General features: G+C 60.1%; 30 protein-coding genes. 9 read left to right on the forward strand and 21 right to left on the reverse strand.

All coding sequences use genetic code 11. The annotated features are described in order from the left end of the window. Positions 1–34 precede the first annotated feature (34 nt). From H4684_RS05365 to H4684_RS05420, 12 genes are all read right to left on the reverse strand, one after another. The gene (locus H4684_RS05365; RefSeq protein WP_192623085.1) at positions 35–928 is read right to left on the reverse strand and encodes a F0F1 ATP synthase subunit gamma; all 894 of its coding nucleotides are present in this window, start codon (positions 926–928) and stop codon (positions 35–37) included. After that, a complete protein-coding gene (locus H4684_RS05370; protein ID WP_192623086.1) occupies positions 925–2,451 on the reverse strand; it encodes an alternate F1F0 ATPase, F1 subunit alpha in 1,527 nt (508 codons plus the stop codon). The genes H4684_RS05365 and H4684_RS05370 overlap by 4 nt, the downstream gene beginning before the upstream one ends. Beyond that, positions 2,448–3,236, reverse strand: a complete 789-nt coding sequence (locus H4684_RS05375; RefSeq protein ID WP_092192705.1) for a F0F1 ATP synthase subunit delta — start codon at positions 3,234–3,236, stop codon at positions 2,448–2,450. Before H4684_RS05375 ends, H4684_RS05370 begins: the two co-directional genes overlap by 4 nt. A 2-nt stretch (positions 3,237–3,238) precedes the next feature. Beyond that, positions 3,239–3,520, reverse strand: coding sequence for a F0F1 ATP synthase subunit C (locus tag H4684_RS05380; RefSeq protein WP_092192707.1), 282 nt, complete (start codon positions 3,518–3,520; stop codon positions 3,239–3,241). A gap of 16 nt (positions 3,521–3,536) precedes the next feature. Next, a complete protein-coding gene (locus H4684_RS05385; RefSeq protein WP_092192709.1) occupies positions 3,537–4,223 on the reverse strand; it encodes a F0F1 ATP synthase subunit A in 687 nt (228 codons plus the stop codon). Next, positions 4,223–4,504 carry an ATP synthase subunit I gene (locus H4684_RS05390; protein ID WP_092192711.1) on the reverse strand — a complete coding sequence of 94 codons (282 nt, stop codon included), beginning with the start codon at positions 4,502–4,504 and terminating at the stop codon, positions 4,223–4,225. The genes H4684_RS05385 and H4684_RS05390 overlap by 1 nt, the downstream gene beginning before the upstream one ends. Continuing rightward, the gene (locus H4684_RS05395; RefSeq protein WP_092192713.1) at positions 4,494–4,820 is read right to left on the reverse strand and encodes an AtpZ/AtpI family protein; all 327 of its coding nucleotides are present in this window, start codon (positions 4,818–4,820) and stop codon (positions 4,494–4,496) included. Before H4684_RS05395 ends, H4684_RS05390 begins: the two co-directional genes overlap by 11 nt. After that, complete coding sequence (locus H4684_RS05400; protein WP_225940261.1) at positions 4,813–5,205, reverse strand: F0F1 ATP synthase subunit epsilon; 393 nt, start codon at positions 5,203–5,205, stop codon at positions 4,813–4,815. Before H4684_RS05400 ends, H4684_RS05395 begins: the two co-directional genes overlap by 8 nt. Then, the gene (gene atpD, locus H4684_RS05405) at positions 5,189–6,670 is read right to left on the reverse strand and encodes a F0F1 ATP synthase subunit beta (protein WP_192623087.1); all 1,482 of its coding nucleotides are present in this window, start codon (positions 6,668–6,670) and stop codon (positions 5,189–5,191) included. Before atpD ends, H4684_RS05400 begins: the two co-directional genes overlap by 17 nt. Before the next feature lie 46 nt (positions 6,671–6,716). Next, positions 6,717–7,508 (reverse strand): prolipoprotein diacylglyceryl transferase, encoded by a 792-nt coding sequence (lgt, locus tag H4684_RS05410; protein ID WP_192623088.1) that lies wholly within the window; start codon positions 7,506–7,508, stop codon positions 6,717–6,719. Positions 7,509–7,570: 62 nt separating this feature from the next. Continuing rightward, a complete protein-coding gene (locus tag H4684_RS05415; protein ID WP_092192718.1) occupies positions 7,571–8,872 on the reverse strand; it encodes a permease in 1,302 nt (433 codons plus the stop codon). 9 nt (positions 8,873–8,881) lie between these two features. Further along, positions 8,882–9,226 carry an ArsR/SmtB family transcription factor gene (locus H4684_RS05420; RefSeq protein WP_192623089.1) on the reverse strand — a complete coding sequence of 115 codons (345 nt, stop codon included), beginning with the start codon at positions 9,224–9,226 and terminating at the stop codon, positions 8,882–8,884. 175 nt (positions 9,227–9,401) lie between these two features. On the opposite strand from H4684_RS05420, the gene H4684_RS05425 reads away from it, so the two are divergent. Next, positions 9,402–9,722 (forward strand): ArsR/SmtB family transcription factor, encoded by a 321-nt coding sequence (locus H4684_RS05425; protein WP_192623090.1) that lies wholly within the window; start codon positions 9,402–9,404, stop codon positions 9,720–9,722. 97 nt (positions 9,723–9,819) lie between these two features. Further along, positions 9,820–10,056, forward strand: coding sequence for a thioredoxin family protein (locus H4684_RS05430; RefSeq protein WP_092192725.1), 237 nt, complete (start codon positions 9,820–9,822; stop codon positions 10,054–10,056). A 96-nt stretch (positions 10,057–10,152) separates the two neighbouring features. Here the strand turns inward: H4684_RS05430 and H4684_RS20945 are convergent, their stop codons facing one another. Further along, the gene (locus H4684_RS20945) at positions 10,153–10,278 is read right to left on the reverse strand and encodes a hypothetical protein (protein ID WP_264080937.1); all 126 of its coding nucleotides are present in this window, start codon (positions 10,276–10,278) and stop codon (positions 10,153–10,155) included. Between the two features lie 91 nt (positions 10,279–10,369). On the opposite strand from H4684_RS20945, the gene H4684_RS05435 reads away from it, so the two are divergent. The 3 genes from H4684_RS05435 (at position 10,370) to arsB (ending at position 12,677) form a co-directional block, all read left to right on the forward strand. After that, a complete protein-coding gene (locus H4684_RS05435) occupies positions 10,370–10,756 on the forward strand; it encodes a thioredoxin family protein (RefSeq protein WP_192623091.1) in 387 nt (128 codons plus the stop codon). Beyond that, a complete protein-coding gene (locus tag H4684_RS05440; RefSeq protein WP_192623092.1) occupies positions 10,756–11,460 on the forward strand; it encodes a cytochrome c biogenesis CcdA family protein in 705 nt (234 codons plus the stop codon). Before H4684_RS05435 ends, H4684_RS05440 begins: the two co-directional genes overlap by 1 nt. Positions 11,461–11,621: 161 nt before the next feature. Next, complete coding sequence (arsB, locus tag H4684_RS05445; RefSeq protein ID WP_092192965.1) at positions 11,622–12,677, forward strand: ACR3 family arsenite efflux transporter; 1,056 nt, start codon at positions 11,622–11,624, stop codon at positions 12,675–12,677. A gap of 123 nt (positions 12,678–12,800) precedes the next feature. Here arsB and H4684_RS20555 read toward each other — a convergent pair whose 3' ends face one another. Both H4684_RS20555 and pgl read right to left on the reverse strand, forming a co-directional pair. After that, positions 12,801–13,163 carry a DUF2325 domain-containing protein gene (locus H4684_RS20555; protein ID WP_225940263.1) on the reverse strand — a complete coding sequence of 121 codons (363 nt, stop codon included), beginning with the start codon at positions 13,161–13,163 and terminating at the stop codon, positions 12,801–12,803. A 415-nt stretch (positions 13,164–13,578) separates the two neighbouring features. Then, entirely contained in the window at positions 13,579–14,283 is a 705-nt protein-coding gene (pgl, locus tag H4684_RS05455) for a 6-phosphogluconolactonase (RefSeq protein WP_092192733.1), read from the reverse strand. Positions 14,284–14,478: 195 nt separating this feature from the next. On the opposite strand from pgl, the gene H4684_RS05460 reads away from it, so the two are divergent. Together H4684_RS05460 and H4684_RS05465 are read left to right on the forward strand one after the other, a co-directional pair. Then, on the forward strand, positions 14,479–15,486 hold the full coding sequence (locus H4684_RS05460; protein WP_192623094.1) for an Rpn family recombination-promoting nuclease/putative transposase: 1,008 nt from the start codon (positions 14,479–14,481) through the stop codon (positions 15,484–15,486). A gap of 18 nt (positions 15,487–15,504) precedes the next feature. Then, positions 15,505–15,831: a DUF4351 domain-containing protein gene (locus H4684_RS05465; RefSeq protein WP_192623095.1), complete on the forward strand. Its 327-nt coding sequence runs from the start codon at positions 15,505–15,507 to the stop codon at positions 15,829–15,831. Between the two features lie 111 nt (positions 15,832–15,942). On the opposite strand, the gene H4684_RS20560 is transcribed toward H4684_RS05465, so the two are convergent. The 5 genes from H4684_RS20560 to H4684_RS05485 form a co-directional block, all read right to left on the reverse strand. Continuing rightward, positions 15,943–16,557 carry a TolC family protein gene (locus H4684_RS20560; protein ID WP_225940264.1) on the reverse strand — a complete coding sequence of 205 codons (615 nt, stop codon included), beginning with the start codon at positions 16,555–16,557 and terminating at the stop codon, positions 15,943–15,945. Next, a complete protein-coding gene (locus H4684_RS20565) occupies positions 16,554–17,543 on the reverse strand; it encodes an efflux transporter outer membrane subunit (RefSeq protein ID WP_225940265.1) in 990 nt (329 codons plus the stop codon). Before H4684_RS20565 ends, H4684_RS20560 begins: the two co-directional genes overlap by 4 nt. Positions 17,544–17,547: 4 nt before the next feature. Next, positions 17,548–20,721, reverse strand: coding sequence for an efflux RND transporter permease subunit (locus H4684_RS05475; protein ID WP_318779614.1), 3,174 nt, complete (start codon positions 20,719–20,721; stop codon positions 17,548–17,550). A gap of 17 nt (positions 20,722–20,738) precedes the next feature. Continuing rightward, a complete protein-coding gene (locus tag H4684_RS05480) occupies positions 20,739–21,761 on the reverse strand; it encodes an efflux RND transporter periplasmic adaptor subunit (protein WP_225940277.1) in 1,023 nt (340 codons plus the stop codon). A gap of 359 nt (positions 21,762–22,120) precedes the next feature. After that, a complete protein-coding gene (locus H4684_RS05485; protein WP_318779615.1) occupies positions 22,121–23,089 on the reverse strand; it encodes a L,D-transpeptidase family protein in 969 nt (322 codons plus the stop codon). Positions 23,090–23,121: 32 nt separating this feature from the next. Here H4684_RS05485 and H4684_RS05490 point away from each other — a divergent pair, with 32 nt between their 5' ends. Further along, the gene (locus tag H4684_RS05490) at positions 23,122–23,439 is read left to right on the forward strand and encodes a hypothetical protein (protein WP_092192747.1); all 318 of its coding nucleotides are present in this window, start codon (positions 23,122–23,124) and stop codon (positions 23,437–23,439) included. Positions 23,440–23,449: 10 nt separating this feature from the next. Here the strand turns inward: H4684_RS05490 and H4684_RS05495 are convergent, their stop codons facing one another. Continuing rightward, the gene (locus H4684_RS05495) at positions 23,450–24,367 is read right to left on the reverse strand and encodes a L,D-transpeptidase family protein (protein WP_225940266.1); all 918 of its coding nucleotides are present in this window, start codon (positions 24,365–24,367) and stop codon (positions 23,450–23,452) included. A 599-nt stretch (positions 24,368–24,966) separates the two neighbouring features. Between H4684_RS05495 and H4684_RS05500 the strand changes: the two genes are divergently transcribed. Further along, positions 24,967–27,000, forward strand: a complete 2,034-nt coding sequence (locus tag H4684_RS05500) for a methyl-accepting chemotaxis protein (protein ID WP_192623097.1) — start codon at positions 24,967–24,969, stop codon at positions 26,998–27,000.

A 27,000-nucleotide genomic window follows, 5' to 3' on the forward strand; every position in this document is an offset into this window, starting at 1 on the left:
GAGCAGTTCTTTTTAAAGCGCTGCCAAGCTGCGGTTAGGACTTGGCCCCCTCCTGCGACAGGGCTTCAAAACCCGCGATGACGTCGAAAAGTTCCGCGTCGATCCCGGCCTGGCGCAGGCGGTGAAAAGCCCCGGACATATCGGCCAGCAGCTCCTCGATGTTCTTCTCCGCCCGCTGCATGGCCGCCAGGCGGCTCGCGTTCTCTCCGGCCAGGGATTCGGCGCAGGCCCGGAAAAGGGACACGAAAACATATTCACGCACCAGTGCGCGCAGAGTGCGCTCCGGATCGCCCGTGATCTCTGGCAGGCTTTTTGTGGGCCATGCCATACTGCCGTAGCGCTGCCGCCACCCCCTATCCAGAGGCAGCAGCTGCAGGTGACGGGGAACGCACTGGGTGCTGGCGTTTTGGCAGTTATGAAAAAGATGCACCTGCGCGTCATAGCCGAGCCTGGACTCGACTTCGGCCAGGATGCGCCCGATGAGCGGGGTGATGGCCTCCACCGTGTTCGGCGCCGGGAACAGCCCGGCGACATCCAGATCCGCCTCCTGCAGAAAACCCTGAACCCGCTCGCCCATAGCCCAGACAACGGGAGTCTGCGGCAGACCCGCCAGGAATTTTTGGGCCTGCTCCGCCACGGCCTCGTTGAACTGCCCCACCAGGCCCTGGTCCGAGCCGAGCACGATCACACCCATCGCCCCCCCGCCGCCGGCCATGCCTCCCGCATTGGCGGCAAACTGTCGCCCCGCTTCGCGCAGCGCCAGACCAAGCCCCAGATTCACGCTTTGGGCGTACTCCTCCAGGGCTTGGACCGCCTGCTCGTAGCGGACGATATTGGACGAGGCCATGGCCTTCATGGCCCGAACCACGGAATGCAGGTCGCCGGCACTGCGGATTTTACGGCGCAGGCCTACAGCGGTGTCGCTCATGACCGGGTCAGCCCCGCGTCGAGTAGTGCCTGCCGGGCCATGCGGACCAGGGCGGCCCGGTCATCGTCCGCCAGGCCTTCATGCTCCAGACGTTCCAGCATGGTCCCGGATACCGAAGCCACAGCCTGACGCACGGCCTGCTCGGCTTCGGCCATACGCTGCAGCGGGACAGCGCGGAACAGGCCCGAGGTCAGGGCCAGAAGCACGGCCAGTTGCTCCGGCATGGGCACAGGGGCGAATTCCGGTTGCCGCAAACAGGCCCGCAGGCGCCGTCCATGCTCCAGGGTTTCGAGGCTGGCGTCGTCGAGGCGCGCCCCGAAACGGGCAAAGCTCTCCAGCTCCTCGAACTGCGCGTAGGCCAGCTTCAGGTCCCCGGCCACCGCGCGGTAGGCTGCGCGCTGGGCTTTTCCGCCCACCCGCGAAACCGACGTACCGACATCCACGGCCGGCAGCACGCCAAGATGGAACAGCGTGGGCGAGAGGCTGATCTGCCCGTCGGTGATGGAGATGAGGTTTGTGGGAATGTAGGCGGCCATGTTCTGGGCCTCGGTCTCGATGACGGGCAGTGCGGTGAGGGAGCCGCCTCCACGTTCCGGACGCAGGTGTGTGGCCCGCTCCAGCAGCCGCGAATGGATGTAGAATATGTCGCCGGGAAAGGCCTCGCGCCCCGGAGGCCTGCGCAGCAGCAGAGACAGCTCGCGGTAGGATCGGGCGTGATGGGTCAGGTCGTCGTAGACGATGAGCACGTCGCGTCCCTGTTCCATGAAGTGTTCGGCAATGCTGGTGGCCGCGTAGGGCGCGATGTAGGACATGCCCGGCGGATCGCCGCCTTCAGCCACAACCACCACCGTGTAGCGCATGGCCCCCTTCTCCTTCAGCATGGCCACCGCCTTGGCCGTGGCCGCTGCGCGCTGCCCGATGGTGCAATAGACGCAGACGACGTTCTTGTCGTGCTGGTTGAGAATGGCGTCGAGGGCAATGGCCGACTTGCCGGTCTGGCGGTCGCCAAGGATCAGTTCGCGCTGCCCGCGTCCGATGGGAATGAGGGCGTCGACGACCTTGATGCCGGTCATCAGCGGCTCGGTCACCGGCGCGCGATCCATGTTTGGCGGAGCCGGGCGTTCGATGGGCAGGCGTTTTTCGCTGACCAGCGGCCCCAGGTTGTCCAGAGGGAGACCGAGCGGGTCGATGACCCGGCCCAGCAGCAAGTCGCCCACGGGCACGTCCATGACCCGCCCCGTACGCTCCACGGTGTCGCCCGCGCGCAGATGCCCGTGATCGCCAAGGAGCACCACGCCGATCTCCTCTGCGTCCAGGTTGAAGGCGATGCCGAAAATTCGTCCCGGAAAGGCCAGCATCTCCTCGAATTCGACTCCCGGCAGACCCGACACCCGTGCGATGCCAGGAGAGACGCTGATGATGCTGCCGATCTCCCGTGCGTCATGCGTCGGGATAAAATCCTCGCGAGCCTTGCGCAGGTTCTGAAAGGTCCTGTCCAGGGTGCCGGCGAGGGAACAGGTCATGCGCCCCTCCCCTCGCCTGCGGGAGCAACAGCTTCGGAAGCGGAAAACAGCTCGTCCATGCTCTTTTGCATCCGGGCCAGATATTCCTCTATGCTCCAGGAAATCTTGCGGTTCCCGGTCAGGATCTCGATGCCGCCGATGAGGTCCGGATCGATTTCAAAGTGCACCTTTGCGCTTCCCTCCAGGACTTCCTCCAGGGCTGAACGCACCGAGGCCCTGCTTTCTTCGGACAATTCAAAAGCGCTGCGCACCCGAAGCGGTCCGGACTTGGCATCGGTCACCAGATCGGAACGCGCAGGCTCGTCCATGGAGCGAACCCGTTCCGCGAAGACCTGGCTGGCGCGCTCGTCGAAGCTCGCCCCTGCCAAGTCGGACAGGGTCTTGCGGGCAATGGCATAGGTTTCCTCCCGCGTGCGCCGCGCTATCTCATCGAGCAGGCAGTCACGGTCCCGTTTCAGGGCCTTGCTCTGCCTTGCGCGCTCGGCTTCGGCTTCCTCCCGCGCCTGGCCCAAGAGCTTCTGTCGTTCGTCCCCAGCTTCATTTCTGGCCGTTTCCAGAAACTCCTCGCGGGTGTCTTCCAATACCTTTTTTTGACGCTTAAATTCCTCCCGCTCCCGGGCGGCTTCGGCCTGCATCCGCTCGCCATCGGCCAACTCCTTGGCGATACGCTCCTCGCGGGCGTCGATGGCACCAAGGATCGGCTTGTATAGAAAGCGCTTCATGAGCCAGACCAGGACGAGAAAATTGACGACCTGCGCGCCGACGGTGAACCAGTCGATGAGCATGGCTACTGCCCCGCTGCCTGCCCGACGGCATGGGTCCAGAACGGATTGGCGAAGAGCAGGATCATGGACAACACGAAGCAGTAGATGGCCGTGGATTCGATCATGGCCACGCCGACAAAGAGGGTGCGGGTGATGGTCATGGAGGCGTCGGGCTGCTGCGCCAGGGCGGTCAGGGCCTGGGCCACGGCCCGTCCCTCGCCCAGGGCCGGGCCCAGGCAGCCGATGCCCGTAGTCAGGCCGGCGGTGATGATGGAGGCTACGGCAATGAGGGTCATGCTGTCCATGTTCTCTCCTTTGTAATCATTTGGTTGTCTCCCTGCGGTCCGAGACGCTGGTGGCGGCCGCGATGTATACCGTGGCCAGGATGAAGAAAATATAGGCCTGGATCATGCCGGTCAGAAGACCTAGCGCGGTCATGACGATGGGAAAGAAAAACGGGGTGACCAGCAGCAGGATGGCCGCGATCATGGCCCCGCTCATCATGTTTCCGAAAAGGCGCACGGCCAGGGCCATGGTGCGGGAAAGCTCGCCGATGACATTGAAAGGCAGCATGAACGGAGTCGGCTGGGCATAGGAGGCCAGATAACGACGCACTCCCTGTTTGCGGATGCCGTACAGCGGCACGGCCACGAACACGCACAGGGCCAGGGCCGCGGTGGTGGAAAGCGAAGCCGTGGGCGCGGCATAGCCGGGGATGACGGAGCACAGGGCGGCCAGGGCCACGAAAAGAAAAAGAGTCGCCAGAAAATCCAGATATTCCCTGGAGCGGGCAATGCCGACTTCGCGAATCTGCCTGTCCAGGGCCGTGACCACGATCTCGAGCAGATTCTGCCAGCGCGAGCGATCATCGCTCCTGGACAGTCGGCGGGTGATGAGTATCGACGCCAGGGTCATGGCCAGCATGAGAGCCCAGGTGAAGACGATGGTGGCATTTATCTTCACAAATCCGTACTGCCACAGGAGTATGGCATCGGGGCTGATACGCATCACTTCCCTCCATTCATGCAGCTCTTGGTCAGCCGCGTTGCAGCCATGCGCGCTATGATGAACCCGAGCAGACAGGCCGCCAGGCGCTCCCAGCGCCCGTCGCCGACCAGGTAGAACCCGCCCAGAGTGACGCCGGTACGAACCACGAAGCTTCCCATGAACCAGGCTGCGGAATGGCTTGAGGCCAAGGCCCTGCGGGTGGTCCACCACAGGCCGCCGAAAAAGAAGGCTCCGAGACAAAGGCCGGCGGCAAGGGCCAGCGCGAAATCGCTATGTATCATCGTCTTTCTGCTCCTCGCGGATGGCCCGATCCTCTTTGGCCACCCAGTACCAGGCGTTCCAGCAGCCCAAGGCCAGACCCGCCACGAGCAGGGCCAGGGTCCAGGACCTTCCGCCCGGGTAATTCTGGTCCAGCCACAAACCCATAAACACACCCAGGAGGGTCGGGATGCTCACCGACCAGCCGATGATTCCCATCATCCCGAGCCCAAACCAAACCTCGTTCCCGGCTCGTTTTTTGGCCCGCAGCTTGCGTCTGGCCCGCACGTCGACTTCTCGCTCCAGATCCGGCTTTTGCGGATTTTCGTGACTAGTCACGGTAAAACCCGGCCATGCGGCGGATCAAGCCGCTTTCCATTCTCACCAGGGCCCGGCGCACCTCCTGCTCCTCTTCGTCCAGATGCATGAATTCCTCTTCCACAGCCCGGCGCAACTGCCCCAGATCCTGCCCAGCGATGGCGTTGCGTACGCAGACCACGACATCATGCCCGGTCTTGGTCAGCACGCCTTCATCCACTGCGACGTAGACCTCCTGCGTCTGTTCTGTTTCGTAAACCAGGATGCCGGGACAAAGCGCGGCCACACAATCCCGTCGCCTCGGCAGGATGCCGAAGGAGCCGTCGCGACTTTCGGCCACGATGCGCAAGGCCCCCACATCTTCGAAAACCCTGAACGGGAGCAGAATCCTAAGACGCATTTCCATCACGGTCCTCCTGCTCCTTGCTCCCGGCGACTTTATCTTTGGCCTGGTCTACTTCACCGATCATGTACAGGGCGCTCTCGGGATAGTCCTTGAACTCGTCGTCAAGAATGCGCTCGCACCCTTCGAGCGCCGCATCCAGGGAAACGAAAGCGCCCGGAAGCCCGGTGAACTGCTCGGTGGTAAAAAAAGGCTGGGTCAAAAAACGCTCCAGCCGCCGCGCGCGATTGACCACAAGGCGATCCTCCTGCGCGAGCTGCTCCAGACCGAGCATGGCGATGATGTCTTTCAAGTCCTCGTATTGAGCCAAGGTTTGGCGAACCTGGCGGGCGACAGAGTAATGGCGCTGGCCGACAACACCCGGGGTGGCCATCTTGGAGTTGGATTCCAGCGGATCCACGGCCGGATAGAAACCTTCGCCGGCCCGCTTGCGGGACAGGACGATGGAGGCCGAAAGATGGGAAAAGGTGTGCACTGCTGCGGGGTCGGTGAAATCGTCGGCCGGGACATAGACGGCCTGGATGGAGGTGATGCTGCCGGTGTCGGTGTTGGCGATGCGCTCCTGCAGCTGCGACAGCTCCGTGCCCATGGACGGCTGGTAGCCCAGGCGGGACGGCATCTGACCCATCATGCCCGAAATTTCCGACCCGGCCTGAATGAAACGGAAAATATTGTCGATGAGCAGAAGCACGTCGCGGCGTTCGTCGTCGCGAAAGTACTCAGCCATGGTCAGGGCAGCGTGGCCGACGCGAAACCGGCTGCCCGGCGGCTCGTTCATCTGCCCGAAGACCATGACCATGTTCGGCAGCACCCCGGCATCCTTCATCTCGCGGTACAGCTCCTCGCCCTCGCGGCAGCGCTCGCCGATGCCGCAAAACAGGCTGACCCCCTCGTGATGTCCGATCATGTTGTGGATCATCTCGGTTAGAAGGACGGTCTTGCCCACCCCCGCCCCGCCGAAAAGCCCGGCCTTGCCGCCCCGCTCCAGGGGCAGCAGCACGTCGATGACCTTGATCCCGGTCTCGAAGATCTCTGTTCTGGTGGAACGCCGCGACAGGGATGGAGGTGGATTGTGGACGCTGCGCGGGGAAACGTCGCGCACTTCGCCCTCCTGGTCCAGGGCGTTGCCGAAAACGTCGAACATGCGCGAAAGCAGTCCAGGCCCCACGGGTGCCATCAGAGGGCCGTCCGTGTCATGGGCGACCATGCCCCGGGCCAGGCCCTGGGTCGGGGTCAGGGCGATGCCGCGCACGTGCTCTTCGTCAAGGTGGGACATGACCTCGATGACGATGCGCCCGTCCTTCCCCGTACGCAAAATGTTCCGGATGGCAGGCAGGCCGGAGGTGAAAGAAACATCCACGACGCTGCCGCGCACGGCGGTGACGAAGCCCGTATTTCCTGATCGAGCGGACTGATCCAGGACAGGAGGCGTTACTGAAGAATCGGGGCGTTGAGAAGAAGTGACCATGATCACTTATTGCCCCTTCACCGGCCAGGGTCAAGCTTCTTCGTGATCAATGCCGTTTTGTGCTCTGCCCTTGCCCGCGAAATGCACGAAACAGAAGCCAGAATCCGACCAGCACGCAGGGCACGCTCAGCCACTGGCCCACGGTCAAGAACTGGCCGTACTCGTAGGCCGCCTGGGGCATCTTGTAGAATTCGAGGACAAAGCGGGCGGCAAAAACCAGAGCCAGGAAGATGCCGGCCAGCAGGCCCTGGCGGTCGCGCAGGTCTCGCACCCGATAAGCCAGGAGAAGAACGATGAAGATCAAAAGATAGGCCGCGGCCTCGTACAACTGCACAGGATGCCTGGGCAGCGGGTCGAGGCGTTCGAAAATCACGGCCCAGGGCACGATGGTCGGCATGCCGACTATTTCGGAATTCATGAAATTCCCGATGCGGATGAACGCGCCGCCCAACGCCGCGGGGACGGCGATGCGGTCCAGCAGCCACCAGAAGCGCATGCCGCTGCGACGGGCATAAACACCCACGGCCACAAGAATCCCGATCACGCCGCCATGACTGGCCAGCCCGCCTTCCCATATCTTGAGGATCAGCAGCGGGCTCGACAGGTAATAGACCGGATCGTAGAGCAGGCAGTGCCCGAGCCGCGCGCCGACCAGGGCGCCGACGACCACAAAGCCCAACAGGGAATCCAGGTCGTCGGTGGAGCGCCCCTCCCGTATGAAGATGCGCCCCATGATCTGCAATCCGACGATGAATGCGGCGGCGAAAAACAAGCCGTACCAATGGACGGACAGGGGCCCAACGCTCACGGCGATGGGGTCGGCGTTCCAGTAGATCATGAAAAAAGTCCTCCCGGGGATGAGTTTTCAACAAGCCCGAATCGTTTCGCAAAAACCCGGCGTCATCCCCAGATCGACCCGTATAAAAGACCCGAAAACGTGGCCATGACGATGACCAGACTCACAAAAACAACCGTCTTCTTCACGCCCATGATGCTGTTTATGACCAGCATGTTGGGCAAACTCAGCGCCGGACCGGCCAGCAGCAGGGCCAGGGCCGGGCCCTTGCCCATGCCCGCGCCGATGAGGCCCTGCAGGATGGGCACTTCGGTCAGGGTGGCGAAATACATGAAGGCCCCGGCGAAGGAGGCGAAAAAATTGGCCCAGAAGGAATTGCCGCCCACGGCGCTGGCCACCCACTGCGAGGGGATGAGGCCTTCGTTGCCGACCCGGCCAAGCAAAGCTCCCGCGATAAGCACGCCGAAGAGCAGTAGCGGCAGGATCTGCTTGGCAAACCCCCAGGACGAGGAGAACCAGTCCCCGACCTCGCCTTCATCGGTGCTGGTGAAGGCGGACAGGCCGATGACTCCGGCCGTGAAGGCCAAAAGCGGCTGGCCGGGAAAGAAAACCGCCAGAAGAACCACCGGGATGGCGGCGGTACCCACTTTCCAAAGCTTCACATCGAACCAACGCACAAGCATTACGCCCAAGGCCACCGAGAATGCAGAGGTCAGCATCCACTTGGCCCCGAAAATGGTGGCCCACAATCCGGAATCCGTCTGGGGAGCGCCCCAGTTGGCGAAAACCAGAATCGCGACCATGGAGGCGAAATACAGGGCGTTCTGCCACAGAGGGCGTTTCACTTCCTCCTCGATCTGCGCCATCTGAATGACCTGCCGTTCGGCCTCCTCCTTGCGGAAGAAAAAGTGCATCAAAAGGCCGATGACCACGCTGAAAAGGATGGCTCCCACGGCGCGGGCGATGCCCATTTCAGGCCCCAGGATGCGGGCCGTCATGACGATGGCCAGCACGTTGATGGCCGGCCCGGAATAGAGGAACGCGCAGGCCGGTCCAAGGCCCGCGCCCATGCGGTAGATGCCCGCGAAAAGCGGCAGCACCGTGCAGGAACACACGGCCAGGATGGTGCCCGAGACGGCGGCTACACCGTAGGCCAAGACCTTGTTGGCCTTGGCGCCGAGATACTTCATGACCGCGCCCTGGCTGACGAAGACCGAGATGGCTCCGGCGATGAAGAATGCCGGAATCAGGCACAGCAGCACGTGTTCCTGAGCGTACCATTTGACGAGATGAAAGGCTTCGAGGATGGCGTTGTCAAAACGCGGCACGCCCACGGGCAGATAAAAGCAGGCCAGGAAAACCGCGACAATGACCGCCAGGGGCTTCCACTCTTCTCTCCAGTTCATGATCAACCTCTACTTGAGTTTTGGCCGGGCAGACTGGCCGGTCATTGATAATTGTTCCATGGCGCGCGTCGAAAGCACGGCCTCCACGCAATGCATGAAATTCAGGACGCACGGGACCTTGAGGCTGTAATACACCTGCTTGCCCCTTTTCTCGTCCTGCACGATGCCTGCCTGCTTGAGCACGGTCAGATGCTTGGATACGGTGGAAAAATCCGCGTCGATGAGTTCCGCGAATTCGCAGACACACTTTTCCCCGGATTCCAGATGCTCGACCATCCACAAGCGGGTCGGGTGAGCCAGCGCCTTGAGCACGGCGGCCTTGGCCTCGAAAAACTTTCTGTCTTCAGCCTTCATGGTAGCTCCTACGTTTGCACAAATGACCAAGTATGCAAGGATCAGCGTTTCGTCAAGAGTGCGAGACCGATCTTGCCGGGCTGCCTTGAAGTTATCCAGGGAAGGAAAAAAGACGGGAAAAAAATTGACGCAAACAACGCTTGGCAATATTGCCAATTAAAAAAAGGAGACGCACATGCTCGTGCACCTGTGCCCGACCAGGGAAGATTTCGAGGCTCGCGCCAAGGTCATGAAGGCTCTCGCGCACCCGACCCGCCTCATGATGATCGAGGAGCTCTCGCGCGGCGAACGCTGCGTTCGCGAGCTGCGTGACCTGGCCGACCGCGATCTGTCCACGGTCTCCAAGCATCTCTCGATCCTGAAGGACGCAGGTATCTTGCAGGACGAGAAAAGGGGCAAACAGGTTTTCTACCGCCTGCGCGTGCCCTGTGTCCTGAATTTCTTTCATTGCCTGGACTCGGTGCTCACGGCCCGGGACAGGCTGGCAGGCCGTTGATAACCGGCCTGCAAATTTTAAATTTTTCAAGGCCGTTCAGACAAACTGATTCTTGGCCGTCAGGCCATTCGTAACTTCAACTGTTCAAGGAGTCGTCATGAAAAAAGTTCACGTTATGGGTCCTGGCTGCCCCAAATGTACGGAAACATTCAAGATCGTCGAAGCTGCCATTGCCGAATCAGGGGTGGAGGCAAGCCTGGAGAAAGTCACGGACTTCACCGAAATCTCAAAATTCGGAGTGTTCACGACCCCCGCAGTGGCCGTGGACGGCACGGTCAAGGTCATGGGCAAGGTGCCAAAGAAGGCCGATGTCGTAGCCTGGCTGACCGCGTAACACGCTTTCGGTCCGGAGCATCGCCGTCACCACGCCATCTTTTGCGGTCCCTGCAAAATGCGACGTCCCCTGGAAGGACGTCATGGCAGAAAGTCGTCATCCCCTGAAAAACGGAAATTCATGTGCAATGACCTGAAAGGCATGAATTTCAAGCCAATGCCGGGCCATGTCCGGCACACGTTCACGGGAATGACGATCAGGTTCACCGGCGACTTTTGGCATTTGTCTCCAACTTTAAACCAGATGCGCTGAAGCGAAGCAAAATGCCATTTGTTTCAAACGGCATTCGAGCAACCCTTTCTCCGAGGTTTCCATGAAAATCTTTCGCCTTTTTCTCGCCCTGTTTTTCCTGATCGCAGCATCACAGGCCGTGGCCGCTCCCTCTCCGCTCATTTCAGGAGCCCCCCAGGAAGTTCCCATCAAGGGCATGGTCACCATGGTCGATATTGGCGCAAAAGCCTGCATCCCGTGCAAGATGATGATTCCGGTTATCGAGTCCTTGTCCGAGGAATACGAAGGTCGGGCCGCCATCGTCTTCATAGACGTCTGGAAAAACCCGGACGAGACCCCGAAATTCGGTCTTCGCGCCATCCCGACCCAGATCTTCTATGACAAGGACGGCAAGGAAGTCATGCGCCACGAAGGATACTTTTCCAAAGAGGAGATCATCAAGGTTCTGACCAAGCTCGGGGTGGAATAATGGACCAGTTCCTGATCCTTATCCACGAGTGGATGGGGTCCGGCGTGGGCCTGGCAGCGCTGGGCTGCTTTCTGTGGGGCGTGGTTAGCGTGCTGTTCAGCCCCTGCCACCTGGCCTCCATCCCCCTCATCGTCGGCTACGTGGCTGGTCAGAACAAACTGGTCGAAGGTCGTCAGGCAGCATTCTATGCGATCCTCTTCACCACCGGGCTGTTCCTGACCATCGCCGCCATCGGCGTGATCTGCGCCTGGCTCGGACGGATGCTTGGCGACGTAGGCCCGTACTGGACCATCGTCGTCGGGCTCATTCTGTTGTGGGTGGCCATGGACATGCTGGGCGTCGCCCAATGCTCCATGGGCGGAAACCTCATGGGCCGTTTCAAACTGCGCGGCATGGGTGGGGCTTTCGTGCTCGGCCTGGCCTACGGCGTCCTGTCGGGTTCCTGTACTTTCGGTTTCATCGCGCCAATCCTGGCCGTCATCACGGTGCAGGAAAAGATCGCGACCGGCATCCTGCTCATCGTCCTCTTCGGCCTTGGGCACTGCATCCCCATCGTCATCGCCGGCAGCTCCACCGCCCTGGTTCGCCGTCTCATGGCCAACACCTCCTGGCAACGCGGGGGCACGGCTTTCCGGCGAATTGCCGGAATTCTGATCGGCCTCATGGGCTTCTACTTTATCGCCCGTCCGTTCCTGCCGGTCTGAGCCAATCTCTTTGAGGCAACCCGTCTTGGCCAGCGCGCCTGTCGCTCATGCCTCATGCGCCAGGCGGCAAGTTTTGCATTGACATATCCACCTATGCGGATATGTATTCACCATCTGGCGCGAGCCCACCACAGACAGGACAAGAAGGAGACATGAGCCACATGAAGAAAGAAACCACCGCCGGAATCAGCTTTTTCGAGAAGAACCTCACCCTCTGGGTCGCCCTGTGCATGGTCGCGGGCGTGCTCATTGGCAATTTTTTGCCCGCTGTCCCGGCATTTTTAAGCAAGTTCGAATACGCCAAGGTCTCCATTCCCATCGCTGTGCTGATCTGGTTCATGATCTACCCCATGATGATGAAGGTCGATTTCGCCAGTATCAAAAACGTCGGCAAAAATCCGACCGGGCTGTACCTGACCTGGGTCGTCAACTGGCTGATCAAGCCTTTCACCATGTTCGCCATCGCGGGCTTTTTCTTTTTCGTCGTCTTCAGGCCCTTCATTCCGCATGAACTTGCCAAGGACTATCTGGCCGGAGCCATCCTGCTCGGGGCCGCGCCGTGCACGGCCATGGTCTTTGTCTGGAGTCATCTGACCAGGGGCAACCCGGCCTACACCGTGGTCCAGGTGGCCACCAACGACCTCATCATCCTGGTCGCCTTCACCCCCATCGTGGCTTTTTTGCTGGGGATCAGCGGCGTGACCATTCCCTGGAACACCCTGCTCCTCTCCGTGGTCCTGTTCGTTGTCATCCCCCTGGCAGGCGGCGTGCTGACCCGCAACCATGTCATAAAAAGCAAGGGACTGGATTATTTCAACAACACCTTCATCCCCAAATTCAACAATGCCACCATCGTCGGCCTGCTCCTGACCCTGGTGCTCATCTTCTCCTTCCAGGGCGAGGTGATCCTCGGCAATCCGCTGCACATCCTGTTCATAGCCGTCCCGCTCATCATCCAGACCGTGCTCATCTTCTTTCTGGCCTACCTTGCGGGCAAAAAACTCAAACTCTGCCACAGCATCGCCGCCCCGGCGGGAATGATCGGCGCGTCCAATTTCTTCGAACTGGCCGTGGCCGTGGCCATCACCCTTTTCGGGGCATCTTCCCCGGTGGTCCTGGCCACCATCGTCGGCGTGCTGGTGGAAGTTCCGGTCATGCTGGCCCTGGTCAAATACGCCAACCGCACCACAAGCTGGTTCCCGGACTCGGAGGCCTGACGGCCATCATCGCGCGGACGCACCAACAAAAACCCCATAAACAATTTCCGGGCGGCTTCTCACGAAACCGCCCGGAAATTTTTCATCTGCCCAGCCAGGCTTTGAGCGTGCTTTTCGATCTTCTCAATTCACGCCATGCAGTTGTTCCATGGTGCGGGCCACTGCGCTCAGGCTGAAGTTGCTGAGCATGTGCACGGGTTTCTTGAACTTCTTGCCCAGGTTCTTGACCTTCAGACAAGCGCCGTGGCTGTTGCAGTTTACCGGGCAAAGGACCAGATCCGCCCGCTGCACGCTGTTTTCGAGCCCCTTGCCCCCCGACTTCATGTGTCCGGCGTGATATTCGAACACGCCGCCGCGCTCCTCGATCAGCCTGCGATAGGACTTCTCCATGCGCTCGATGCCGCCAACGATGAGCACCCGTTTCTTGCACAGATCGTAGGACGGACACCTGGGGCTGCATTTTCCGCCCCTGCAGTCTCCATCCATACATGACTTAGGCCCCCTCTCCTCCGCCTGGCGGGACATAAAAGTGTGGGACCGGCAAAGGCCAGAGTTCCCGGAACGCTGCACAGAGCGTTCCTTTTCCGCAGCTGAGATCTTCATCCAAAAACCCCCTCTTTTCGCGACAACACCCGGCTGCCAGGCACGATGCGATATTGATGCCTTGCGCATGCTTGCGTCTTTCTCCAGACGGAGTGCCCCATGAAAAATGGTCATTGACCCCGGCGCCTAGCCCTTGGGTCGTGCACTATAAATTAGACATAACTAATATATTGACACCCACCTATCCCGCAAAATCGACCCTTGTCAACATGCAACAAGCCAAGTCGAAACAAAAAAACTACCGATATGGCAATAATACAAACTTAAAGACAACTAACAAAACACATGTGAGCCAGCGTCATTCGTGAATTTGATCCGTGAACACCGTCGCGTCCTTCATTCCGGTCACAAGCCTGGCAGGACAGGCCGAGACCGGAATCGTGGCGTCGCCGAACTTTTTGAAGGCCTCGCGCTTGGCTTCGCCGGTGAAAAGAAGAACCCCGGTCCGCGCAGTGAGCATGAGCGACAGGGAAGAGCTCATCCGTTCCGGAGGCGGCTTTGGCGAGTCGTCCATGACGATAAAGCCGTGATGCGGGTCCGTCACGGAGTGATGCCCCGGAAACAGGGCCCCGACGTGGCCGTCCTCGCCGGAACTGAGCAGGATGATGTCGTAGCGGAATCCCTGCCCCGCGAGCACCTCTTCATAGGCCAGTGTTCCGCGATCCGTCGCGGTCGTATCCAGGATGAAGGGGTGGGCGTTTTCCGGAGAAATCTTGCCTTCCCGCGCCAGAGGCGTGACGAGATGATCCCGGAGCAGCCCAAAATTGCTGTCGGGATGATCGATGGGAACAAGTCTCTCGTCAATGATGAAGAAATGCACCCGGTGCCAATCGAGCGCCTCCGTACGCATCGCGTCGAAAATCTTCACAACGCTTCTCCCGCCGGGCACCGCGATGTTCACGGCGGCGTGCACGGCCAGAGCATCCCGAAGCTTTTGGCACAGGTGCCGGGCAGCCCGTTGCAGGAGCAGATCGGTATCCTTTTCTTGGAGTATCGTGAGCATGAAATGTGTCCCTTTAAAACAAATTCAAGCCAAAAAACGGCTGTCGAACCTCTCTCAAATCCTGAATCATTTTGAAGCATCGCGCTCTGCGGAAAAATCGCCATCGCCGATGACCTAGCGTACTCAATAACCCGTATTCGTCTAAAATAACAAGAGGAGTTGTTCCCGGCAAAGGTCTGGCGTACAGCGACCGGCATGAAACCGGTCAACAACATCCACGACAATCTGTTCCGATACACCATGAGCCACAGCAATGTGGCCGCCGACTTTCTGGTCCAGTACCTGCCTTCGGAAGTGACCGGCAATTTGCGCCTCGACACCCTGACCATCGCCAAGGATACCTTTGTGGACCCGAATCAGCGGGAGCACTATTCGGACCTGCTTTACACGGTCCTCCTGAAGGGAGGCACATCGGCGTTCGTCTATTTCCTGTTTGAGCACAAAAGCCGGCCCGACCGTTTCGTTGCGCTACAGATCCTGCGCTACATGGTCGAAATCTGGGAACTGCACCGCAAGCAGCAAAAAAAATCCAAGACCCTGCCACTCATCATCCCCATCGTCGTCTATCACGGCAAGAACACTCAAAAAGCGTCAAGACTCGCCGATCTGATCGAACTTCCGGACATGAAATGCAACGCTTACGTGCCGCGCTTCGACCTCGCGTTTTACGATTTCTCGCCCGCATCCGATGAAAAAATCAAGGGAGCCATCACCCTGCGCCTGATGCTTGCGTGCTTTCGGGCCAAGAACAACCCAAGAACGGTCGGGCACGTCATGGACCTCTTCGGGCTGCTGGCCAAACTCGACAACAGTGCAACCTCCATGCGCTGGATCGAGGTCATCGCGACCTACCTGTTCCAGACCATGGACATCGACAGGGACGTCATGCACAATATCGCAAGCATACAACTGGACGCGAACAAGGAGGGAAAGGTCATGACCCTGGCGGATAGGCTGCGCAAGGAAGGCCGGATTGAAGGCAGAATGGAAGGCAAGCTGGAAGGTAAGATGGAGGGTAAGATGGAGGGAGAAGTCATGGGCCGCCATGCCGTGCTGCAACGCCTGCTCGGCAAACGCTTCGGCAAGGACATCCTGGACATCCGCATGCAGGACCGCCTGCGGAGCGCCAGCGCCGAACAGCTCGACCTCTGGGCGGAGCGCATCCTCGACGCCACGACTATCGAGGATGTCTTCAGGGAATAGACCCGCCGGTTGCGGCCCATGTTCCAGACCATGGACATCAACAGGGACGTCATGCACAATATCGCGAGCATTCAACTGGACTCGAACAAGGAGGGAAAGGTCATGACCCTGGCGGATAGACTGCGTAAGGAAGGCCGGATTGAAGGCAGGAAGGAGGGCAAGATGGAGGGAGAAGTCCTGGGCCGCCATGCCGTGCTGCAACGCCTGCTCGGCAAGCGCTTCGGAAAGGACATCCTGGACATTCGCATGCAGGACCGCCTGCGGAGCGCCAGCGCCGAACAGCTCGACCTCTGGGCGGAGCGCATCCTCGACGCCACGACCATCGAGGATGTCTTCAGGGAATAGATCCATCCATCCCGGTCGAGGCCCCATGCCTCAAGCCTGGCCCAAGTCAGGCTCACGCCTGCGTCATCTTTTTCGGCCATCTCTTGGCCGCGTTTGGCCCGAACATGATTCCTATTCCCGGACGCGGTCTCCAGCCACAGGCGCTCCCGCTTCGAGCAGCCCTCCCCAGTCCGTCCGCTCGCCCATCTCCCGCCTGATTTCTTCGGGCAGAAAATCCTTGCCGACGCGAGCCTCCCAGCCCCCGCCAAGGGCCTTGTACACAGCCGACAGATTGATGAGCACCGAGCCCTGCGTACTCGTCAGCAGGTCCTGGGCCTGGACCTTGGAACGCTGCGTGTCCAGGACGCGCTGAAAGTCGGCGAGACCTTCGCGGTACTGGATCATGGAAATTTCCACCGAACGTGTCGCGGCGTCCACGCCCTGCGCGAGAAAGGCAACCTCCTCCCTGGAGCGCAGGAAGGCGGACAAGGCAGCCTCGGTCTCCCTGGCGGCCTGGAGCACCGTATCCTTGTAACTCACGACCAGCTGCTGGAAACGCGCGTCCTGGACGCGGACATTGTTCTTGATGCGCCCGTAGTTGAAGATGTCCCATCCAAAGCCCATGCCTCCCGAATACTGGAGGCTGTCCCCGCTCATGAGATCGCCCAGATTGCTGCCGCCCGGATATCCGGCGATGGTCAGCGCCGCGTTGCTGGCCGACAGGCCGATATTGCCGAACAGGGTCAAGCGTGTGGGTAGAGATCCGCCCGGGCCACCCCGATCAGCGCGCACTGGGCGGCCATGCGGGCCTCGGCGGCGCGGATGTCCGGACGCCGCCGCAGGAGCTCGGCGGGAACGCCCACCGCCAAATCGGCGGGCACCTCGGGGATGCGTCCCGGCGCGCCGAGCAGGTCGTCCACCTCGCCGGGCAGCATGCCGAGCAGCGCAGCCAGACCGTTTTTGGCCTGACGCAGCTGAGCATCCAGCCGCGGCATGGAGGCGCGCGTGTTGGCCAGCAGCGCCCGGGCCTGGGCCACGTCGAGTTCGGTCACGTCCCCGCCCTCGTAAAGCGCCCGGGCAATCTGCAGGGAGCGCTCCTGAACCGCCACGTTTTCACGCGCGATGTCCAGGCGTTCCTCCAGGGTGCGCAACGTCACGTAGACCCGCGCCACCTCGGCCGTGAGCGTGACCAACAGATCGTCGTAACCCGCCGTGGCCGCGTCCAGATCCCACACGCCCGATTCCACCGCACGCCTGAATTTTCCCCAAAAATCGAGTTCCCAGGCCGCGTCGAGGGCGACGGAGGCCGTGGCGTAATACGTGTCCAGCGCGGGCGAGGTATTGGCGTTGTGCTTACTCAGACCGTTGTCGGCAAGGTTGCCCTTGAGCTGCTGCAGCTGCGGAAACCTGTTGCCGGTGGCGATGCCGAGCCTGGCGCGGGCCTCAAGGATGCGCAGCCCGGCGACCTGCAGGGACGGGTTCCGTTCGCGGGCCATCTCCACCAGCCGGTCCAGCACCGGATCATTCAGTCGCTTCCACCAGACCGCAAGCTCGGCCGGGCCATCCTTGAGCCTGGTGTCGCCTTTCCCGCTCCATTCCTTCATCACCGGGACCTCCGGCCGGACATAATTCGGACCAACGGCGCAACCGCCCAGAAGGACAAGGGCAAGGCCCAGGACCGTGATCCGCAAGACATTGGCGGCATCCGTCGCCCGGCGTGTGGCATCCTTCATGGCTCTACTCCTCGCTCTTCACGTTGAAAAAGATCGCATACAGCACGGGCACGACGATCAGCGTCAGGACCGTGGCGAAACCGAGACCGAACATGATGGTCACTGCCATGGACACGAAAAAGGCGTCCTGCACCAGGGGGAGCATGCCCAGGATCGTGGTCAAGGCGGCCATGGACACGGGAATGAGACGACTGACTCCGGAATCGATGACGGCCCTGAAGGGCGGTTTGCCGCTCCCGGTCTCCACATCGATCTGATCGATCAAAACAATGGCGTTCTTGATCAGCATGCCCGAGAGGCTCATGAGCCCCAGGAGGGACATGAACCCGAAGGGCTGGTCGAAAAGAAGCAGGCCCGCGGTCACACCGATGACGGACAGAGGCACCGTGAACCAGATGACCAGGGTCTTCTTGATGGAATTGAAGAGCACTATGACGATGAGGATCATGAGTCCGAAAAACACCGGGATGGTGCCCGCGAGGCGCGAATTGGCCTTGGCCGAGTCTTCGGACTCTCCGCCCCAGGCCATGGAGTAGCCGGGCATGTCCCTTATGGGCCATTTGTCGGAGTAACCGACCTTGAGGGTCGAGGCGTCGTACCCTTCCTGAAAGGGGTCCTCGCCGGGCGCGAAGCTTTTTCCGAGCACCTGCGCCACGTCCACGTTCAGGGCCTGTTCGATCGCGGGCTTCACGCGCTTCATCAGCTCACTCGGCAGGCCCGAGCTTGGATCGGCATGAATGCGCAGCATCTTGAAGCGGTCCCGGCGCCACAGATAGGCGTCCTCGAACTCCATCTTCATGCCGGTCAGCACCTGGCCGATGGGAATCATCGACTGCGCGGCCGGACTCCAGATGGGAATGCTCTCCATGCTGTCCAGGTCACTGCGTTCATCTTCCGGAGCGCGCGTGATGATCGGGAGCAGCTCGTCGCGCTCCTTGAACACGCCCACCCGGGTCCCCTCGAAAACAGACTCGAAAGCCATGGCGATCTGAGGTCTCTCGATACCCGCCTTGAGCGCCGGAACTTCGGCCATCTGGGGCCGCATGACCTTGACCTTCTGCCGCCACTCGTTGCGCACGGACTTGGCATGAGGGTCATCCAGCAACACCTTCTCCGCCTTGGCGGCCAGCTCTCTCAGCACCGTCGAATCCGGACCATAGAGACGCAGCTGGATCTTGCCGCCCACGGAAGGCCCGAGCACAAAGAGCCGCACGCTGACCAGGGCTTGCGGAAACATACGGTCCAGATCCCGCTGGATCTTTTGGGTCAGATCCGGGATGCGCCTGTAATCGTCGACGTCCACAAGGATCTGGCCGAAGGCGTCGTAGCTCTTCTCCGTCGGGTAGGTCAGCAGGAACCGGACCTGCCCTCCTCCGATCATGGTCGTCATGTGGGTCACGCCTTCGCGCCGGGCGATATCCGCTTCGGCCCGCTCCAGTTGCCGCTGGGTTTCGCGGATGTCCGTGCCTTCGGCGAACCAGAAGTCCACATAGAACTGGGCCCTGGTCGAGTCAGGGAAGAAGCTGTTCTTGAGGGTGCCAAAGCCGACCATGGCCGCGATGAACATGACGACGACAACCGCCACCGTGACCCAGCGCCGACGGATGCACCAGGCCAGAAAAGCGCGATATGCACCGTAGAATTTCCCGCCGTAGGAGTCGGCCGCACTGCTTGATCCGTCCGCGTTTTGCGGCCGTACCTTCAGAAACGCCTTGCAAAAGAGCGGGGTGGTGTTCACGGCCGTGACCCAGCTCATGAGCAGGGAAATGAGAATGACATAAAAGAGGGAGCGACAATATTCGCCCGTGCTGTCCTGGGAAGTGCCTATGGCGGCAAAGGCGGCCACGGCCACGAAGGTCGCGCCCAGCAGAGGCACCCCGACCTGCCCCACCACGTCGCGGGCAGCGGTCAGAGCATCCACGCCACGATTCATCTTCTCCTTCATGCCGTCCGTGACCACGATGGCGTTGTCGACCAGCATGCCCAGCGCAATGACCAGGGCGCCGAGCGAAATTCTCTCCAGGGTGATGTCGCCAAGATCCATGACGATGAAGGTCGCCATGATGGTAATCACAAGGACCGCCCCGATGATCAGCCCGCTGCGCAGCCCCATGAATATGAGCAGCACCACGACGACGATGGCCACGGCCTCCAGCAGGTTGATCAGAAAGCCGTTGATGGCTCCAGTCACGGCCCGGCTCTGGTGGGAGATGACGTGCAGCTCCATGCCCACGGGACGCATGGATTCAAGCTCGTGAAAACGCTGGTCCAGGGATTCGCCCATGTCGACCACGTTGCCGCCAAGGACGGTGGAGACGGCCAGCCCGATGGCGGGCTTGCCGTCGTAGCGCAGGATCGTATCCGGCGGAGCGATGTAGTCGCGTTTGATGTCGGCCACGTCGCGCAGATAGACAGTGCTGTCCGACCCCATGCCCTTGATGAGCAGCCCGCCGATGTCCTGCTCGGACTTGAATTCGCCCGTGGGGCTGATGGGTATATACTCGACCCCGAGCGGCAGATGCCCCCCGCTGGCCGGAATGTTCTTGGCCTTCAGGGCATTGCTGATGTCTGACGGAGATACTCCGAACTGGGACATCTTTTCGCGACGCATCTCGATGTAGATGGCTTCCTTCTGCACGCCGTAGAGGTTGATCCGCTTCACGTCCTTGGCCTTCAGAAGCTCGCGTTGCAGAAACTTGGCGTACTCGTAAACTTCGCGCGGCGTGTAGCCCTCTCCGGTGATGGCCAGGAAGACGCCGTAAACATCGCCGAAATCGTCATTGACGATGGACGGTCCGGCTCCGGGCGGGAGACTGCGCTGCGCGTCGGAAACCTTGCGTCGCAGCTCGTCCCAGACCTGAGGCAGGGTGGCCTTGTCGAAATTGTCCTTCATCGTGACCTGCACGATGGACAAGTCCCGCGAGGACCGCGAATCGACCCGCTCCAGTTGGCCCATCTCCTGGCAGGCCTTCTCGATCACGTTGCTGACCTCTTCTTCCACCTGCTCCGCCGAGGCCCCCGGATACGGAGTGATGATGACCGCCTCCTTGATGGTGAACTCGGGATCCTCAAGCCTGCTCAGGTTGTTGAAGGAATACCATCCGACCACGAGAAAAAGAACGGTCATCACCCAGCTGATGACGCTCTTGCGTATGCTCCACTCCGCGATATTCATCATCGTTCTCCCGGCCGGTTTCAGAAGGTTCCATCAAACGGCTTGACCCGCATCCCGTCCCGCAGCCGACTGGCCCCGCTGACAGCCACGACGTCTCCGGCCCTTAGCCCTTCGGCTATGCGGATGCCCGCCTCCCCGGCCACCCCACCCGTGACGACCTTGCGGCGCTGCACCGCCATCGTGTCCGGCTCGACCACCCAGACGTGAGCCACGCCCCGTTCGTCGGAGAAAACGGCCACGGCGGGGACGACGAACCGTCCGTCACCGTTGACGCCCTCCCGGGACGAACCGACGATCATGGCGGTCATGCCGGGCAGGATGGAGACGTCGTCTGGTTTCTTCATCTCGAAGACGACTTGGAAGGTCTGGGTTTTAGGGTCGGCCCGGGTGGAGAATTCCTTGACGGCAAGCGCATACTCCTTGCCCGGCAGCGCGGCGAACTCGGCCATGACCGGGGCCTCCTTGCCGGTTCTTTCGGAAGGCTCGTTTATGCGGGCGACCACGCTCTCCGGCAGATCGACCAGAATTTCCAGCGCCGAGATGTCGTCCAGGCTGACGATGGGCTCCTTGGCCTGCACCTCCTGAAAATTTTCCACGTGCCGCCTGGAAACGATGCCCGAAAAAGGCGCGCGCAGGGTCGTGTCGCCGAGCTTGTCCCGGGCCGCATCCACTGCGGCCTGGGCGGACTCCATCTCGGCCGAGGCCCGGTCCTTGGCCTCCCGCCTCTTGACTACCATGCTCTCGCTGGTCGCGCCGGGGTCCTGCTTGCGGATGCGCAGGATGCGCTCGTATTCGCTCGTGGCGCTCTCAAGGGCCGCGCGCACATTGCCGAGCTGGCCCTGGGCGTTGCGCAGGCTGTTCTCGAAATCGCGCTGATCCAGCTGGGCCAGAATCTGCCCTTCCTTGACCTCCTGCCCTTCCCCCACCGGGAGCTGCGTAAGCGTCCCGGACACCTGGAAGGCCAGCTCCGCCCTTTTGGACGCCCGCACCATGCCCGGAAATTTACGCTGCATGACCTCGGAGGACTCCCCGACAGTCAGCATCTTCACGGGCCGGGGTTCCTCGGCCGCAGCCTGCCGCTCCGGCGGACTGTCACATGCGGACAAAAGAAAAAATGAAAAAAGAAACAGCAAGGCAGCGCCAGGGTAAAAAAATCCGCTGCACCGGAAGATCAATTTATTCCTGCTCATGTCGACACCATTTCCTCGTTTTTTCATCTGCCACTCAATAGTTCCAGCCGCAAAACCGCATGAAGACCACGCTTCCGTATCCGCATCCCACGTGACGCCAAAATTTCCATATTAAGGCGATCAATTACATATTTTCACCCAAAATGCCAATCCCGTTCGAACAGTCACGCAATTTTCGTCACAAATTTCCTGAAACGCTCCCCATGCAGACATCAAAGGCCACGATACGTCCCGCCAGCAAAAACATCGACCACCGCCTGCCTGACCATCTCGTAGACGGCTTCAGAGGAACGCCCCTCTGCAAGTGGTCCCGTCACGCTGTCCAGAAAGGAGATCTGCCCGTCCGCGTTGGTGTCGGACAGGGCCAGAAGTTCCCTCCCGGAACCGTCGCCCGAAGTCACGCGGACCCGAACGGACCAGCCAAGCCTGCCCCCTTCCGTGATGCTTATGAGCGTGCGCCCAAGGGCGGTCACAAGATCCAGCACGTAGACGCAGCCCTCCTGAGGACAAAACGGCAGCCCCTCGGCATCGAGCGTGACCATTCGGGCGAAGGGCCTGGCCAGAGCGTAAAGGTTGCTTGCGCTGTTGAAGATGATCACCGCGTCCCCTACCCGGCATGATTTGAAAAGCTTTTCCATGTCCGGATTGTCCAGCGCCACGCATCCTTCGGTCCAGTCGCGCTCCCGATTGTCGCCGAATTGCCGGAACACTCCGCCGCCATGTATGGCGATGCCGCAGCCAAGTCCCGTGTTACAGGGGCCGGGCCTGGATTTTCGGGCAGCGGCGCGTATCTTCTTGAATTCCGGGATAGAGATGACGCCAACGGCCAGGGCCTTTTCCGCGTCGGCGAGATTGGGGTAGGAAATCCCGAGCGTGCGATGAAAGCGGGTCACGGCCTTTTTATATGATACGAAATAGAGCCCCTCGGGGGTTGCGCAGTCGAAGGTCCTGCGCTTGTCCGAGACCGGGTCGATCCCGAAGCTGACAGGGTACGTGGCCACCGGCTTTGCTTCCCTGAATGCGACCAATTCTCTCCTGGCCTTGTCCACGACCAGGCATCCGCTCGTCGCGGACCATGCCTGAGCCGTAAAAAAAATAGTGAGCGCACATATCAGCCAAAATAACAGTGCCCTTTGACTTTGAAAATGTTTGCGCTGTATTATATGTGAAAATGGTTTCACGTTACCCCGGCTCGAAATAAGGAGGAAAAAAGATGTTCACGAGAAAAATGTATCGCGATCTGTCCATGGCCGTCTGTCTCGCCGCTGTCCTTGGTCTTGCAGGATGCGCGACCTTGAACAAGGAGGATCGTGCTCTCCTTGAAAGCGCGAAGCAGTCCGCCGAGGAAGCCAGACTTTCAGCCGCCAGGGCCGAGGCCGTGGGCGACAGGCTCGAAGCCATGGGCGTGCGCCTTGAAAACGCGGCGGCCAGCGCCGAGCAATCCGCGACCAAGGCCGAGATGGCTGCCGCACGCGCCGAGGCAGCGGCCGAAAAGGCCGAACGCATCTTCGACAAGTCCCTGAAGAAATAACCGATCACGGTTATTGCTCCCTGGGACGCGCAACAACCATGGGCACCCCGGTCTTTTCCTCCAGGACCCTTTCAAGGGCCTGACGGTCAATGTCGAGGGAGCCCACGGTTGCTTCGTGATAGAGAAGTTCCTCCATGATTTTCATGAGAGGGTACTCTGCCCTGTTTTCAAAATCCTCGAAAGCCTGCACCCAGAAAAGCCCGTTCCCCCATCCGTATTTGACCGGCTCGTAGATGACCTGCACCGTGGCGCCCACGGGAACCACCGGATAGAGCGCGCCCACGTCCTCCGGGTACATGCGGATGCATCCGTGACTGACCCTGCGGCCGATGCCCCAGGGTTTGTTCGTGCCGTGAATGGCGTACAGGTTACGGGACAGCCTGAACACGAAATCACCCAGGGGATTGTCCGGTCCAGGCGGCACCTCGGCCGGAAGGTCCGGTTCCTCTTCACGGATCGAAGCGGGCACTACCCAGGTTGGATTGGCCGTTTTGCTTTTGACCTTGTAAACGCCAAGCTCCGTAAGATACCCCTCCCGTCCGATGCCGATGGGTGCGGTGAAAAAAAAGTCGTGGCCGCCGTTTGAAAAAAAGAAATACAGCCGCATCTCGGCAAGATTGACCACAATGCCCGCTTGCGGACGTTCCCGGGGGAGCATGAAGGCCAAGGGGATTTTGACCAACTCCCCCGTGGGTGGCACCCAGGGGTCGATGCCGGGATTCGCGGCCACGATCTGATTATACCCAAGGCCAAACTCGCGCGCGATATCAAGGAGCGTATCCTCTCCCTCCACCTTCACCTGGCGCACAGAGCCGTACAAATCGGTGTCCGGCGAGAGCATGAAGGACCTGAGCGCCCATGCGGAACCGGGATGAGCCAGCAAGAGGACAAAAACCGCCGCTATAAGAGATGGAAATATTCGCTTCATGACCCGCCGATCTCCATAAATTCCTGACACCGAAATAAAACTCCCCGCTCCGAGCCACAATCGCGGCCAAACGCGCTACCGGGACGGCTCCTGCCATGACACACCCCATAGCAGATTTATCCCGCATTGTTCCAGTCGTGATTGCCGGATAATTTCCAGGATCAAATCTGGCGCCCGCATTTTCAAAGGGGTGACGAGTTTTTGCAGTTGCTTCAAAAAAGAACACACGATTAAGCAGAAACAGTATGAATGATTTAATTATTCATAAAAATTAAATATTAAAAATTCTTGTCATATAATTAAAATTATAGATATATATTTATAAGTAAAATGAATAAAAAAATTAAAATAAAGTATTAAATGCGATTAGATAATCAAATTTTTAATATTACTAAATTGATTATAAGAAGTTTTTTTTAAAAAAACATCATAAAAATAAATGTATTACAAATATAATATTATAGTTTAATCAAAAAAATGATACTTATACAATTTTTATATAGCAATTAAACATTCTGTAAGACGCATTGCATTTTCTGCTTTCATGTGAGAAAGGGCACAAGGATAAAATATACCCACTTCATCCTTGCGGAGATTCCATGAAGAACGTCAAACTCGGCCTCAAGCTTATCGGAGGCTTTTGCCTCACCGCTCTTATTGCCCTGGCCATAGGGCTGCTCGCCATCAATGGCATGAACAACCTGACCCGGGGCATGGATTCCATTGGCTCCGTCTCCCTGCCTACAGTAGAACATCTGCTGCGCATGAAAGGCAGCATCTCCGACCTGACCACGGGGCTTCGCACGTTGCTCAGTTCCAACCTGACCCCTCAGGAACGCAAGGACATCTCCACAAACATCGCCACTATCAGGGCGGAATACAAGCAGTCCCTGGACATATACACCACCCTGCCCCAGACCGCCGAAGCCCAGGCCATCTGGAAGCAATGCCAGGAGACCCTCGCCGGTCTGACCGGAACCAACAACCGCGTGCTTGAACTGAACCAGCAACTCATTGCCCGAGACATCATGAACCCCGATGACCTGATGCAGAAGCTGCAACAATATCGCGGGGACCACTACAAGCTCATGACCGAAATCGGCAGACTCCTGGCCACCGGGCAAACTTTCGAGGGGGGCACCGACCATCAGGCTTGCAATTTCGGAAAATGGTCAGCGTCGTTCTCCACCGACAACTCCGATTTCGACAAGACCATGGAGGTCGTACGTACACCGCACCAAGCCTTCCATCAGACCATCCACGACATCAAGGAAGCCCTCGCGGCCGGGCGTGAAGCCGAGGCCCAGGACCTGTACCGGAAGCTCTTGCCCATCGCGGAAGAAGTTTTTGCCCATTTCAGGACCATCCGGGGCCAGGCGGAAGCGTCACAGAAAATCTTCCAGGAAATGGGGCAACTGCTCATGGTCGAATCCAAGGCAGGGCAGGACAAGCTCGACAAGCTCCTGATCGAGGTCGTGAACCTGGCGGTCGAGCAGAGCAACCGGAATCTCGAAACTGCACGCGCCGCCGCCTCGCGGGACACCACCATTTCCATCGGCGGCATGGTCTTGGGAGTCACCATAGCCCTGGCCCTGGGACTTCTTCTGACCAGGTCCATTACCGGGCCGGTGTATAAAGGCGTTGAATTTGCCCGCAAGATCGCCCAGGGCGACCTCACCGCCAAGGTGGACGTGGACCAGAAGGATGAGCTGGGCATCCTGGCCCAGGCGCTGCGCGACATGGTCGCCAAGCTGCGCGAGATCGTGACCGAAGTGCAGTCGGCTTCCGACAACGTGGCCTCGGGCTCCGAGGAACTGAGCGCCTCCGCCGAGCAGCTCTCCCAGGGCGCCACCGAGCAGGCCGCCTCCGTTGAAGAAGTTTCGTCGAGCATGGAAGAGATGGGCTCCAATATCCGCCAAAACGCCGACAACGCCACCCAGACCGAAAAGATCGCGCTGAAGGCCGCGCAGGACGCCGAGGCCGGCGGCAAGGCCGTGATTCAGGCCGTGGGCGCCATGAAGAACATCGCCGAGAAGATCTCCATCGTCGAGGAGATCGCCCGCCAGACCAACCTGCTGGCCCTCAATGCCGCCATCGAGGCCGCCCGCGCCGGCGAGCACGGCAAGGGCTTCGCGGTGGTCGCGGCGGAAGTGCGCAAGCTTGCCGAACGCAGCGGCACGGCCGCGGCCGAGATCAGCGAGCTGTCCTCCTCCACCGTGAGTGTGGCCGACCAGGCCGGGCAGATGCTGACCAAGCTCGTCCCGGACATCCAGCGCACCGCCGAACTGGTGCAGGAAATCTCCGCCGCATCAAGCGAACAGAACGCCGGCGCCGAGCAGATCAACAAGGCCCTGCAGCAGCTTGACCAGGTCATCCAGCAAAACGCCTCGGCCTCCGAGGAAATGGCCTCCACATCCGAGGAACTGTCCAGCCAGGCCGAACAGTTGCAGTCCTCCATCTCCTTCTTCCATCTGGGCGCCACGGCGGCCCGCGTCACCCGGCAGGCCGCCCATAGGGGCATGGCCCAGCCGCCCAGAAGGGCTCCAAAGACCCTGGCGGCCAAGGGCTCGACCAGCGGCTTGGCCCTTGATATGGGGCGCGACGAAGAAGATGATGAATTCGAACGTTTCTAA

The organism is Desulfomicrobium macestii, from assembly GCF_014873765.1.
Classification (GTDB): Bacteria; Desulfobacterota; Desulfovibrionia; order Desulfovibrionales; family Desulfomicrobiaceae; genus Desulfomicrobium; species Desulfomicrobium macestii.